The 13,114-nt window shown below is 66.9% G+C and carries 14 protein-coding genes and 1 pseudogene; 11 read left to right on the forward strand and 4 right to left on the reverse strand.

The features are described 5' to 3' along the window. Positions 1-16: 16 nt before the first annotated feature. The 10 genes from ACW4E8_RS34300 to ACW4E8_RS34345 all read left to right on the forward strand — a co-directional run bounded on the left by ACW4E8_RS34300 (position 17) and on the right by ACW4E8_RS34345 (position 7,447). The gene (locus tag ACW4E8_RS34300) at positions 17-1,180 is read left to right on the forward strand and encodes a thiolase domain-containing protein (protein WP_456808571.1); all 1,164 of its coding nucleotides are present in this window, start codon (positions 17-19) and stop codon (positions 1,178-1,180) included. A gap of 4 nt (positions 1,181-1,184) precedes the next feature. Beyond that, on the forward strand, positions 1,185-1,613 hold the full coding sequence (locus tag ACW4E8_RS34305) for a Zn-ribbon domain-containing OB-fold protein (RefSeq protein ID WP_456808572.1): 429 nt from the start codon (positions 1,185-1,187) through the stop codon (positions 1,611-1,613). 17 nt (positions 1,614-1,630) lie between these two features. After that, positions 1,631-2,860 (forward strand): CaiB/BaiF CoA transferase family protein, encoded by a 1,230-nt coding sequence (locus tag ACW4E8_RS34310; RefSeq protein ID WP_456808573.1) that lies wholly within the window; start codon positions 1,631-1,633, stop codon positions 2,858-2,860. Positions 2,861-2,875: 15 nt separating this feature from the next. Next, positions 2,876-3,874, forward strand: a complete 999-nt coding sequence (locus ACW4E8_RS34315) for a DODA-type extradiol aromatic ring-opening family dioxygenase (protein ID WP_456808574.1) — start codon at positions 2,876-2,878, stop codon at positions 3,872-3,874. Positions 3,875-3,912: 38 nt separating this feature from the next. Continuing rightward, on the forward strand, positions 3,913-4,575 hold the full coding sequence (locus ACW4E8_RS34320; protein ID WP_456808575.1) for an RraA family protein: 663 nt from the start codon (positions 3,913-3,915) through the stop codon (positions 4,573-4,575). 5 nt (positions 4,576-4,580) lie between these two features. Beyond that, entirely contained in the window at positions 4,581-5,243 is a 663-nt protein-coding gene (locus ACW4E8_RS34325) for an RraA family protein (protein WP_456808576.1), read from the forward strand. Between the two features lie 2 nt (positions 5,244-5,245). Next, entirely contained in the window at positions 5,246-5,908 is a 663-nt protein-coding gene (locus ACW4E8_RS34330; RefSeq protein ID WP_456808577.1) for a 4-carboxy-4-hydroxy-2-oxoadipate aldolase/oxaloacetate decarboxylase, read from the forward strand. After that, positions 5,895-6,686 (forward strand): enoyl-CoA hydratase/isomerase family protein, encoded by a 792-nt coding sequence (locus tag ACW4E8_RS34335; RefSeq protein ID WP_456808578.1) that lies wholly within the window; start codon positions 5,895-5,897, stop codon positions 6,684-6,686. Before ACW4E8_RS34330 ends, ACW4E8_RS34335 begins: the two co-directional genes overlap by 14 nt. A gap of 15 nt (positions 6,687-6,701) precedes the next feature. Further along, a complete protein-coding gene (locus ACW4E8_RS34340) occupies positions 6,702-7,145 on the forward strand; it encodes a PaaI family thioesterase (RefSeq protein ID WP_456808579.1) in 444 nt (147 codons plus the stop codon). Positions 7,146-7,213: 68 nt separating this feature from the next. Further along, positions 7,214-7,447, forward strand: a complete 234-nt coding sequence (locus ACW4E8_RS34345) for a hypothetical protein (protein WP_456808580.1) — start codon at positions 7,214-7,216, stop codon at positions 7,445-7,447. A 14-nt stretch (positions 7,448-7,461) separates the two neighbouring features. Here ACW4E8_RS34345 and ACW4E8_RS34350 read toward each other — a convergent pair. Next, positions 7,462-7,758 (reverse strand): annotated as a pseudogene (locus ACW4E8_RS34350) (IS6 family transposase); the annotation flags it as partial. Between the two features lie 119 nt (positions 7,759-7,877). Beyond that, positions 7,878-8,906, reverse strand: a complete 1,029-nt coding sequence (locus ACW4E8_RS34355; RefSeq protein WP_456808581.1) for a Bug family tripartite tricarboxylate transporter substrate binding protein — start codon at positions 8,904-8,906, stop codon at positions 7,878-7,880. Positions 8,907-9,065: 159 nt separating this feature from the next. Here ACW4E8_RS34355 and ACW4E8_RS34360 point away from each other — a divergent pair, with 159 nt between their 5' ends. After that, positions 9,066-10,454, forward strand: coding sequence for an MmgE/PrpD family protein (locus ACW4E8_RS34360; protein WP_456808582.1), 1,389 nt, complete (start codon positions 9,066-9,068; stop codon positions 10,452-10,454). 55 nt (positions 10,455-10,509) lie between these two features. Here ACW4E8_RS34360 and tcuA read toward each other — a convergent pair whose 3' ends face one another. Beyond that, the gene (gene tcuA, locus ACW4E8_RS34365; RefSeq protein ID WP_456808583.1) at positions 10,510-12,009 is read right to left on the reverse strand and encodes an FAD-dependent tricarballylate dehydrogenase TcuA; all 1,500 of its coding nucleotides are present in this window, start codon (positions 12,007-12,009) and stop codon (positions 10,510-10,512) included. Then, on the reverse strand, positions 12,006-12,989 hold the full coding sequence (locus tag ACW4E8_RS34370; RefSeq protein ID WP_456808584.1) for a Bug family tripartite tricarboxylate transporter substrate binding protein: 984 nt from the start codon (positions 12,987-12,989) through the stop codon (positions 12,006-12,008). Before ACW4E8_RS34370 ends, tcuA begins: the two co-directional genes overlap by 4 nt. Positions 12,990-13,114 lie beyond the last annotated feature (125 nt).

Here is a 13,114-nt window from a genome sequence, read left to right on the forward strand (position 1 = left end):
TTCCATCTATCCCGCTATGACTCTGAACGGATCCGCATATATCGTGGGGGCCTACGAGCACCCCACCCGCAAGGCCGACGATCTCTCGGTGGCCCGCCTCCATGCCGACGTCGCGCTTGGGGCCCTGGCCGATGCCGGCCTCTCGGCGAGCGATATCGACGGCTACTTCTGCGCCGGCGACGCGCCGGGGCTCGGCACCAGCACCATCGTCGAATACCTCGGCCTGCGGCCGCGCCACGTCGATTCCACCGAATGCGGCGGCTCGGCGCCGATCCTGCACGTGGCACACGCCGCCGAGGCGATTGCCGCGGGCCGCTGCAACGTGGCGCTGATCACGCTGGCCGGGCGCCCCCGCGCGGCCGGCGCGGCGCTCTCGCTCAAGGCGCCGGACCCGGACGCGCCCGAGCTGGCTTTCGAGCTGCCGTTCGGGCCGGCCACGCAGAACCTGTATGGCCTGGTGGCCCGGCGCCACATGCACGAATTTGGCACCACCAGCGAGCAGCTGGCGTGGATCAAGGTCGCCGCCTCACACCATGCCCAGCACAACCCGCACGCGATGCTGCGCAATGTGGTGACGGTGGAAGACGTGGTGAACTCGCCCATGGTCTCCGACCCGCTGCATCGCCTGGACTGCTGCGTCATGAGCGACGGTGGCGGCGCGCTGATCGTGGCGCGTCCCGAGATTGCCAGGCAGCTCAAGCGCCCGCTGGTCAAGGTGAAGGGCACCGGCGAGGCGCCCAAGCACGCCATGGGCGGCAAGATCGACCTGACCTGGTCCGCGGCAGCGTGGTCCGGCCCCGCGGCATTCGCCGAAGCCGGAGTGACGCCGGCCGACATCAAGTACGCCTCGCTCTACGACAGCTTCACCATCACCGTGCTGATGCAGCTGGAAGACCTGGGCTTCTGCAAGAAGGGCGAAGGCGGCAAGTTCGTCGCCGACGGCGGCCTGATCTCCGGCGTGGGCAAGCTGCCCTTCAATACCGACGGCGGCGGGCTGTGCAACAACCACCCGGCCAATCGCGGCGGCGTCACCAAGGTGATCGAGGCCGTGCGCCAGCTGCGCGGCGAAGCGCATCCCGCCGTGCAGGTGAAGAACTGCGATCTGGCGCTGGCCAGCGGCATCGGCGGCGCGCTCGCCTCGCGCCACACCGCGGCCACGCTCATCCTGGAAAGGGTCTGAAACCATGAGCACCACTACTACCAACACCGCCGCCGCGAACACTGCCGGCGCCGCGCGCAAGATCCCCGCGCCGCGCACGCTGCCTGAGAGCCTGCCGTTCTGGGAAGCCGCCGACCAGGGCCGCCTGCTGGTCAAGTTCTGCCTGGATTGCGGCGAGGCGCATCACTACCCGCGCGACGTCTGTCCGCACTGCCAGTCCCTGCGTACCGAATGGCGCGAGGCCAGCGGCCAGGGTACGGTCTATTCGCACAGCACCATGGGGCGGGGCGAGGCGGCGTACACGCTTGCCTTCATCCAGCTCGACGAAGGCGTGACCATGATGAGCAACCTGGTGGACTGCGATCCTCGCGAGGTGGCCATCGGCCAGCGCGTGCGGGTGGTGTTCAAGCCCAGCGACGGCGGCCATGCGGTGCCGATGTTCACGCCGGCATGACCGGAGAGAGTCTGAAGATGGAAGAGAACGCAACCAACCCCCGGCAAGCGGAACCGAAGCGCCACGGCCCTTTGTCGCGCTTCACCGTGATCGACGCCTCGCGCGTGCGGGCCGGCCCCACCGCCGTGCGGCTGTTCGCCGACATGGGCGCGCGCGTGATCAAGCTGGAGATCCCTCCCGGCGCGCCCGGCGGCGACGACATGATCGGCGGGCGCGACCACAACCGGGCCGACTACGAGAACCTGCACCGCAACAAGGAAAGCCTGACGCTCAACATGAAGTCGCCGCAGGGCGTGGCGATCCTGCATGACCTGGTCAGGCGCGCCGATGTCTTCATCGAGAACTACCGGCCGGACGTGAAGCATCGCCTGGGCATCGGGCCCGATGCGCTGCGCGCGATCAATCCGCGTCTGGTCTACGCCAGCATCTCCGGCTTTGGCCAGGACGGCCCCTATGCGGGCTGGCCGGGCTTTGACTCCATCGCGCAGGGCATGGGCGGGCTGATGAGCGTGACCGGCAAGCCGGGCGAGGGGCCGATGCGGGTGGGCATTCCCATTGCCGACTTGTGCGCAGGCCATTTCTGCGCCATGGGCATCCTGACCGCGCTGCTCGAACGCGAAGCTTCGGGCCAGGGGCAGTGGGTGCAGACCTCGCTGCTGGAAGCGCAGATCGCCATGCTGGACTTCCAGGCCGCTCAATGGCTCATCGATAGCAAGGTGCCGGCGCAGAGCGGCAACGAGCATCCGCTCACGGTGCCGACCGGCGTGTTCGCCACGCAGGACGGCTACCTCAATATCGCGGCGATCGGCCAGACCATGTGGAAGCGGCTGTGCGAGGCGCTCGAGCTGCCCCACCTGGTCGACGAACCCGGCATGGGATCGGATCCCGAACGCGTGCACAACCGCGACAAGGTCAACGCCGCCATCCAGGCCGCGCTGCGCCAGCGCACCACGGGCGAGTGGACCGAGCGTCTGCTCAAGGCCGGCGTGCCGTGCGGCCCGATCCACAACATCGACCAAGTCTTCTCCGACGCCCAGGTGCGCCACCTGGGTATGGCTTGGCCGATGCGGCATCCGGAGCTAGGCGATGTCTCGCTGGTGGGCCAGCCCATGCGCCTGTCGCGCTATCCGCGCGAAGCGCCGCCGCGGATGGCGCCCGAACAGGGCAGCGATACCGACACCATCCTCGCGGAGATTGGCTACAGCGCGGCGCGCATTGCCGAACTGCGCGCGGCATTCATCGTTTGATCGAAGGACACTTCCATGGCAAAAATCGTTGCCGCATTCGGCTCTTCCCACAGCATCATGCTGGCCGCCCAGCGCGAGGACTGGCAATACGGCTTTCCGCAGGTAGACCCCAAGAACCCGTACTACTTCGACCGCGCGGGAGAGCCCACTACCTACGAGAAACTGCTTGCCGTGGCGCCGCCCGAGGCCGAGGCAATGGTCACGCCCGAACGCATGGGTGAACGCTACGACCGCGCCGAGGCCGCCATGGACGAGCTGCGCGAGCGCATCCGCGCCGCCCGGCTGGACGTGCTGCTGGTGGTGGGGGACGACCAGACCGAGCTGTTCCGCACCACCAACAACCCGGCCTTCGCGATCTACTACGGCGACACCATCCGCAATGCCAAGCGCGACGTGGGCGCCTCTGACGGCTGGTACAAGAAGGCGCGCATGGCGCGCCAGGAGCCGGACGCCGATCGTGACTACCCCGTGCATGCGCCATTGGCGCGCTGGCTGATCCGAGCGCTGTGCGACCGCGATTTCGACATCACGGCGATGGATGGCCTGGAGCGCGGGCAGTTCGAGGGCCATGCCTTCTCGTTCATCCATCGCCGCTACCTGCAGGATATCGACCTGCCGGTCGTGCCGGTGATCGTCAACACCTTCGATCCGCCCAACCAGCCCACGCCGCGGCGCTGCATCCAGCTTGGCGCCGCGCTGCGCGAGCTGATCGCGAGCTATCCCGAAGACCTGCGCGTGGGGGTGCTGGCCTCCGGCGGCCTGAGCCACTTCGTGGTGGACGAAGCGCTGGACGAAGCCATCATCGCCGCCATCCGCAACAAGGACACCGGTTTTCTGGCTTCGCTCGATCCCAAGCAGCTGCAGGCCGGCAGCTCCGAGATCCGCAACTGGCTGATCGCCGTGGAAGCGGTGCGCGAGCTGGACCTGGAATGGGTCAGCTACGTGCCGGGCTACCGCACCCCCGCGCTGACCGGCACCGGCCTGTGTTTTGCCGCCTGGCGCACGCTGGGCTGAGGCTGATCGCATCTCGCAACACAAGACAAGACAACACCATGACTCATCCTGATCCCTACGTACAGCGCCTGCGCCGGCTCGATTGCTGCGCCGTCTCGGACGCGCTCGACAAGCTGCAACTGCCCGGCGTGGTCACGGGCCTGCCGCAGCGTAGCGGCGCCGGCCGCATTGCCGGGCGCGCCATCACCGTCAAGCTCGGCACCGGGGCGCCGCCGGCCGGCCCGCTGCGGCACCTTGGCTGCACCGCCATCGAAGAAGCCGGTCCCGACAACATCATCGTGGTCGAGCAGCGCAGCGGCCTCGAAGCCGGCAGCTGGGGCGGCCTGCTGTCGCTGGGCGCCAAGGTGCGCGGCGTGGCCGGCGTGGTCGCCGATGGCCCGGTGCGCGATATCGACGAGGCCATCGCCTTCGATTTCCCGGTGTTCAGCCGGGGCCTGACCTCCTTCACCGCACGCGGCCGTGTCGTGGAAAAGGGCACCAACGTGCCGGTCGAGATTGCGGACGTGACCGTGGCGGGCGGCGACTACGTGCTTGCCGACCGCAGTGCCGTGATCTTCATCGCGGCGGGCGAGATCGATCGCGTGCTCGACACCGCCGAGGCCATTGTCCTCAAGGAGGCTGCCATGTCGAAAGCCATCCTGGCCGGCACGCCGATCGGGCAGGTGATGGGTGGCAATTACGAACACATGCTGAAGGACTGAATACCATGAGCGAATCAACGGACATCAACGTGGGCCGCGCGGCGCGGTTCGATACTGCCACCCTGAGCGATGCGCTCGACAAGCTCGGCATCGCCGGGCAGTGCTACCGCATCAAGCCGCGCGGAGACAGCTTCGCCATGGCGGGGCGCGCATGGACGCTGCAGTACGGCCCGGCTGCCAACCCCCCCGGCACGGTGGGCGATTACATCGACGACGTGCCGCCGGGCAGCGTGCTGGTGCTCGACAACGGCGGGCGCGACAACGCCACCGTGTGGGGCGACATCCTGACCGAGATCGCGCACCGCCGCGGCATCGCCGGCACCGTGATCGACGGCGTGTGCCGCGACGTGGCGCTGTGCCGCCAGCTCGGCTACCCGGTCTTCAGCAAGGACCACTGGATGCGCACCGGCAAGGACCGCGTGCAGGTGGAAGCCACCAATATCCCCGTCAATATCGGCGATGCGCGCGTGCAGCCCGGCGATATCGTGCGCGGCGATGCCGACGGCGTGGTGGTGATCCCCCGCGAGCATGAAGCGGCGGTGCTGGACACGGCCGAGGCCGTCGAGCACGCCGAGAACGCGATCCGCGAAGCCGTGCGCGGCGGCATGCGCCTGGACGAGGCGCGCCGCCAGTTCCGCTATCACCAGCTGCAGACGAAGGGGGCTTGAGCATGAAGGAACATGACGCAGCCAGCACCACGCGTGCTGATTTCGAGCGCGTGCCGGCGGAGGTTGTCGCCGCCGCAGCTACGCTGCCAACCGCCACCCTGCACGAGGCCGGCGGCAAGATCGGCGTGCTGCCGCCGGTGATCAAGCCGGTGGCGCCGCGCTTCCGCCTGTGCGGGCCGGCGCTGACCGTGCACTCGCCCGGCGGCGACAACCTGTGGCTGCATCGCGCCATGGAAGCCGCCCGGCCCGGCGATGTGCTGGTGGTCCATGTCGGCGGCGCCTACGAGCATGGTTATTGGGGCGAGATCATGACCACGGCCGCTAAGGTGAAGGGCTTGGCGGGACTGGTGATCGACGGCTGCGTGCGCGACGGCGTACTGCTGGATGAAATCGGCTTCCCCGTCTTCGCGCGCGGACTGTGCATACGCGGCACGGGCAAGGACTACGGCGCCATCGGCTGGCTCAACGAGCCGGTGCTGTTCGGCGAAACCCGCGTGGAAGCCGGCGACCTGATTGTCGGCGACGCTGACGGCGTGGTGGTCGTGCCGCGCCAGCGTGCGGCTGACGTGGTGGCGCGCGCGCAGCAGCGCGAAGCCGCCGAAGCCGCCATTCTCGGCCGCGTGCGCGCGGGCGAATCGACCATGCAGATCTATGGCTTCCACTGACGGCATGACGAAAGCGACCGCGCCGGGGCAGCAGCCCGACCTTGCCATCGACGGTGCGGTGGCGGTCATCACGTTGCGCCGGCCCGAGGTCGCGAACCGCCTCGAGCCGGAAGACCTTGATTTGATGCGCGAGCAGATCGCCGCCGTCAATGCCCGTCCCGACGTGCTGGTGCTGCGCATCGAGGCGCAGGGCCGGCATTTCTGCAGCGGCTTCAATATCGGAAAGGTCGGCGGCAGCGACGCCGGCAGGCGCTTCGAAGCGCTGGCCAACGCGCTGGAAGCGGCGCGGCCCGTCACCATCGCTGTGATCCAGGGCGGCGTGTACGGCGGCGCTACCGATCTCGCGCTGGCCTGCGATTTCCGGCTGGGCGCGCAGGGCGTTGACATGTTCGTGCCGGCGGCGCGGCTGGGGCTGCTGTTCTACCGCGGCGGGCTGGAGCGCTACGTGTCTCGGCTCGGCCTGGCCACCGCCAAGCGCGTACTACTGTCCGTCGACAAGCTCGATGCCGCGCAGATGCTGGCATGCGGCTTCCTGGACCGCCTGGTCGCGGATCCGCATGCGCTGCAGGCGCAGGCCGTGCAGTTGAGCGAAAGCCTGGCCGGCATGGCGCCGCTGGCCCTGCTTGGCATGAAGAAGCACCTGAACCGGATTGCGGAGGGCACGCTCGACCCGGCGGAGATTGCCGCAGATATTGCGCACGCCGATGCGTCCGAAGACCTGCGCGAAGGTTCGCAGGCCTGGCTGGAGAAGCGTGCGCCGCGCTTTCACGGCTGCTGATGGGGAGGATCGGGAATGACAACGTTGGATATGGCCTCGGACAACTACTTCACCAGGATGCAGAGCGGAGAGGTGCCGCCACCCCCCATCTGCGCGTTGCTTGGCGGCAGCATCGGTGCGGTGGATCTGCAAGCGGGAACGCTGGAATCCGCCTATTTCGCTACGCCGGCCTTCCTGAACCCGGCGCGCCAGGTCCAGGGCGGCATGCTCGGGGCGATGCTTGACGACGTGACGGCCATGCTGGTGACGGCCACGCTGGGAGAAGAGGAGTTCTGCGCGACGCTGAATCTCAATATCTCCTTCCTGCGGCCGGCCAGGGCAGGCGATCTGCTCGGGCGCGCCAGGCTGGAGCGCCGCGGCAGGAACGTCTGCCACGTCGCGGCGGAACTCCTGCAGGACGGCCGGGCGGTCGCCACCGCGACTGCAACCTGCATGCTCGTCAGCCGGGCATCAGCCTGACGGGAGACAAGAGAAAAAGCGGACGCTTTCACTCCGACCGGTTCGGCTGCCGAAATTCGGAGACCCCAATGGAGTTCATCAGGTTTTCCCGCCAGGGCGCCGACACCTTCGGCGCGGTCATCAACCACGGCGTGGTCGACCTCGGAGCGCGCCTGTCACTGGCCAATCTGGGCGTCGCGCTTCGCGAGCATGGCATGGACTACCTGAAGAACGAAGCCATCAAGGCGGATACCGATTTCGCGCTCGATGCCATCGATGCCTATCGCCCCTGCAGCAAGATGTCGGGTTCGGCGCCATGCTGATCGCCGGCACGTCACAGCAGGTAGGGTTCGCCGCGCAGCGTCACGAACACCTCGTCGAGAAGCCAGGTTGAGCCCGGCTTGCGGCGCGCGGATCTGACATGCGCAAAGCCCGCGCCGAATTTGTCACACCATCGCCGGATCGTTTCGTAGCTGACGACAACGCCTCGCTCGAACAACAGTTCCTCGATATCGCGCAGACTCAGTTGAAAGCGAAAGTACCAGCGCACCGCTTGGCTGATGGCCGCAGCCGGAAACCGATGGCCGTGATAGAGCGCTTTGTCTTTCGCATCGTTGGATCTTACGCTATGCACTGTCCAATGTGACAATGCCGTTCAAGGTGCAGGCGGATGCGGAAGGGGGACGACGGGAGCGCGGCTAGGGCGTGCCAGAGGCCACGTGTTCCGGAACTCCTTCGGCGCCGCGCGTGGAATCACTCCGGAACGATATTCGCGCGCTTGGCGATCTCCCCCCAACGGGCGTGCTCGTCCTTTACAAGGCCGGCAAATGCCTGCGGCGATTCGGAAGTCCCCGGCGTCATTGCCGCGCGCTTGAGCTGTGCCTTGACTTCGGGATCCCTGGCCACCGCTTGCATTGCAGTAAAGAGCTTGTCCAGGACCGGCTTGGGCGCCTTCGCGGGCGCGAAGAGTCCGATCCAGTTTTCCGCGATGACAGTCCCCATTCCTGCTTCCGCCGCAGCCGGAACGTTGGGAAGGGCTTCGGTTCGTTGCCGCGCCGTCACCACCAGGGCGCGCAGCTTTCCTTCTTGGATCAGGCTGTACACGGGCGGCAGATCCATGACGACGCCATCGACATGGCCTGCGACCGTGTCCATCACTGCCGGTGAGGCGCCCTTGTATGGCACGTGCAGCAGGTTGCCTTGGCCCAGGCCCCGGATTTGCTCGATGGCCAGGTGCGGCATGCCGCCGTTGCCGGAAGACGCCAGCCGCATCTGACGTGTCTTCGACAGCGCAAGCAGGTCTTTGGCACTGGTGGCCGGGACCGACGGGTTGACGGCCAGAACCTCCGGAACGACGGCCAGCAGCGAAATCGGCGCGAAGTCCTTCAGCGTATCGTACGGAACCTTGGTAAAGGTGTGCGGTGCGATGACAAGCGGCGAGGCACTGGCCACCAACAGGGTGTTGCCATCGGGCACGGCGCGAGCCACATAACTGGCCCCGATGACGGCATTGGCGCCCGCGCGATTCTCCACCACCACCGTTGTGCCTAGCAGCGCGCCGAGCTTGGGCGCAATAATGCGTGCGGCAATATCGTTGGAGCCGCCGGGCGGATAGCCCACCACCAGTGTCATGGTCTTGCCCGGGAAGCCTTGGGCCAATGCCGGCAGCGGCGCCGACCCGGCCAGGCATAGCCATAGCGCGGAACCCAGGAGCGCTGCGCGGCGTTTGCGAAATGCCATCGAAGGGACCGGCCGTCTCGATGCCGTGGCTGGTGTGGTCATGCTGTCTGTCTCCTGCGTTGCCTTGTTTGTTTGTAGTCTACTGTCATTGCGCCTCCGGCCTGCCACTGCATCCCGAAAGGTGCATTCGGTTTTTCCGGCAGCCGCCAGCGCAGACCTGACCTAAGCTGGCCACCGTTTCGATCTCGGAGGGATTCGCGCATGCAGCTCAGCCGTCAAATCGTCCGCCGCTTTGGCGACCGCCAGGGCCAGATACCCAAGGCCGTGCTCCGGCAAGTTGGGGTGCACATGGCCGATGCGATCGCGATCGGTTATGCCGGTAGCCGTTCACGGGAGGGCGAACCTGCCCGCCAGTGGCTTGGCGCTTGCCTCGCCGGAAGCGCGGGCGGCAGCAGTACGGTGCTGGGACATCGTGCACGCCTACCGCCGGCGTTGGCTGCAGGGGCCAACGCCGCCAGCATGCACGTCCTCGACTTCGACGACATCCATGATGCAGCACGGCTGCATCCCTCAAGCGTATGCGTGCCGGCTGCGCTCGCGGTTGCGGAAGTCGCGAGCGCGGAGGAAGAGACCATCGTGCATGCGGTGGCATCGAGCGTGGAGCTGATGTGCCGACTCGGCGCCGTTCTTGCGCCATGCGGCACGGGTCCCGCCAGTCGCTGGTTCCTGACACAACTCCTTGGCTATCTGGGTGCGTCGCTTGCGGCGGGTGTGGTGCTCGGGCTGGATGAGGACGCCATGGTCAGCGCGATTGGCTTGGCCTACATGCAGGCCGCGGGCGGCAAGGAGGCGGCAAACGGTTTCGGCGCGAATGCGCGTGGCATCTATCCAGCGTTCGCAGCGATGGGGGGAACGCATGCCGCGCTGGCGGCGCGTGCCGGCCTGGCAGGCCCGCCAAGTGCGCTGGATGGCAAGACCGGACTATTCTCGCTCTATCTGGGCGGGCCCCTGGACCAGGCCGCAATGGACGAACTGCTGCGGTTGCCGGAAGCGGCGGACGGGTGGGCCTTCAGCGCCACTGAGATCAAGCCGTGGCCATGCTGCAGGCTGGCCCAGCCTTATGTCGCGGCTGCGCGCGCGGTGCGGGAGGCCATGCCAGACCGGGCGTTGATCGCGGTCGTCGACATCGCGATCAACGCCTCGGCCGGAAAGCTGTGCGAACCGTTGCAGCGACGGTGTCAGCCGACCACCTTGCAGGACGCGAAGTACAGCATTCCCTTCCTGGTGGCGTTCACGCTCGTCCATGGCGACATCGGGCTGGACTCGCTAACCGCCGAAAGCCTCACCGACGCTGACGTGCTGGACATGGCAGGGCGCATACGTCTGGACCCCTGCCTGGCCGACAGTCCGGGGCATCCGCCCGCCCGGGTCGCAGTGGCAACAACCGCAGGCGGCCGTGTCGAGAGCGATACCGTGCGCACCCTTGGATCGACACCCGAGGAGGTACACGACAAGTTCATGCGCTGCCTGCTGGTGGGTGGCATCGACGGTGCGCCCGTGCGCGATACCGCCTGGAAGCTGCTGACACAACAGGCGGCCTTGCCACGCCAAGCTGTCGGCCTGCTGCAGGCGGCACTGGAAACACGCTAAGGGCTGCGGCATCCCGGCGCAACCAGGTGGCGGTGCGACGGGATGCCATGCCGCCTCACGGCACCGCAAACCGCGCCGCATGGCGGCCTGCCCGCCGCCCGAAGACCGAACCGGAGGTCAATCCCGCACCGCCCGGATACTTGCCGTAATACAAACCTCCCACCATCTCACCGGCGGCGTACAAGCCGGGCACGGCCGGACCCGCTTCGGACAGCACTTCGCCTTCCGCGTTGATCGCGATGCCGCCGTAAGTGCAAGTAATCCCGCATGTCACTTCAAATGCCACGAACGGGCCTTGTTCAAGCGGCATGGCCCAGTTGCTCTTGTCGATCGGCAGGCCGCGCGTGCACCTGCCGTCCTTGACCGATGGATCGAAGGGGATATCCCGTTGCACCGACGCATTGAATGCTTCGATGGTCGACGCCAGGCGCTCACGGTCCACCCCGTCCAGCTTGGCGATCAGCGACGCCAGGGTGTCGGCTTGCTCGCGAGTGGCATGCCGGACGCGATACTCGTCGGGCAGCAGTGCGGCCGTGCGGGCGTCGAACAGCTGCCAGCCGCGGGCACCAGGTTGCTTCAGGAGCTCGGCGCCCATGCGAGAGTAGGTGTAGTTGCGGAAATCCTCGCCTTCGTCGATGAAGCGCTCGCCGAGCGCGTTGACAACGATGCCCAGCGTGAAGTAGTTCTTCTGCTGATTGAGCAGTTCGATGTCGCCGAAAGCAGGCGCATTGGCGTCGAAGAACACACTGTGGCAGCCGGACCAGTGGCCGGCGGTGCGCGCCCCCGCCTTGCGCGCCATGCGCAAGCCGTCCCCCGTGTTGTAGCGCGAGCCGCGCACCTTGGCGAGGTCCCAACCCGGCCCAAGGTAGCCCGCGCGCCAGGCCGCATTGGCGTGGAACCCGCCCGATGCAAGAATGACCGCCCGGCCCCGGATCCGGGCCTGGCGCCCATCGCAGACGACGTCGATGCCGCAGATCTGTCCATCTTCCACCACGAGACCGTGTGCCTGGCATCCGTACCGGATTGCCACGCCGTGCTTTTTCGCGCTGGCGAACAAGGCGTTGACCAACGCGAGGCCGCCACCGGACACCTCGACCGTGAGGCCGCCCCAGAAACGGTACTGGCCGTCGATCCGGAACGCTTGCCGGCCATAGATCGGGATAAAACGCACGCCATGCGACTGCATCCATTGCAATGTTGGCAGGCTGTCCTCGACCAGCGTTTCCACCAGGGGCATATCGGCACGGTTTCCGCTCATCGACATCAGGTCGTCGAAAAACCGCTCGCGCGTGTAGCTGCCGAAATCCGAGGTACGGCGCTCGTCCGCGGTGAGGTCGGGGACCAGCAAGGCGATATCGTCCACGCCATCGTAGGCGACACGGAACGCGCCGCCGGTGAAGGCGGAATTGCCGCCGCGCGCCGCTTCGGGCGCCCGTTCAACCACCACCACCTTTGCGCCGCCTTCCGCTGCAGAAAGCGCGGCACATAAGGCGGCGTTACCCGCCCCGACGACGATCACATCAAAATGATCGCTTGCGTATTGCCCTTGTTTCATCGGACATCTCCCACCTGGTTCAGCAACGTTCTCCAGCGCGCGACATCGTTGCGGATGTAGGTCGCGTACGCCTGCGGCTCGCTCATTACGAGATCCGCCCCCATGGATTCGATTCCCTGGCTGAAACCAGGCGCCGAAGCTTGTTGCCTGAGCGCGTCGTAGAGCTTGCGGACGCGATCTGCCGGCATGCCGGCCGGGCCTAGGAGGCCAAACATGGTGCCGATCTCGACGTCGGGCACGCCGCTCTGCGCCAGCGTGGGCACACCGGGTAGAGCAGGCAGGCGGCGCGATCCGGCCACCGCCAGCACTTTCAATCGCTTGCCGGATACGAATGGCTCGGCGGATACATAGGTGGTAAACGAAAACTGCACGTGCCCCGCGGCGACATCGGTCAATGCCGGCACGGCACCGTTGTACGGCACGTGGACCACGTCCAGGCCAAGCCGACGCGAGAACAGCACGGACGCGAGGTGCGGCGCACCACCGGTTCCGCTCGACGAATAGTTGTACTGGCCTGGCTTTGCGCGCATCGTGGCCGCCAGCTCGGACACCGAACCCGCTGGCACGTTCGCCGCGGTGACGAGCAGCATCGGTGCGAACGCGACCATGGTGACAGCCGTGAAGTCCTTGACCGGATCATAGGCGGGCGCCTGTGGCTGCGCCGCGTTGGCAGTCAGGTTGGTGGTCGTGAACAAGAGCGTATAGCCATCGTTCGGTGCGCGTGCCACTTGCGTCGCGCCGACATCGCCACTGCCACCGGGACGGTTCTCTACCACAAAGCCCTGCCCGGTGGATCGCCCCAACGCGACGGCCACCTGGCGGGCGAGCAAGTCGGTGCTACCCCCTGCGGCAAACGGCACCACGATCTTGACCGGCCGGGACGGGTAGTGCTCGGCGGCCACGGCAGGCGAAAGCAGCGATCCCACGGTCAGCAGCCTGGCGAACCATTGCTTCCTGCGGCGCCATGAATCATTGCGCATGGTTGTCTCCGTATGGTTTTCGTCGTGCCATTCTTGAGGGTCGCACGGCATTGCTCCAGTCGCGTTGCGCGAATGGCATTTTCGAGTTTCATGAAAAGCGTTCGCACGTAGTTCCGGGCCGCGTG

Source organism: Cupriavidus sp. CP313 (assembly GCF_054072015.1).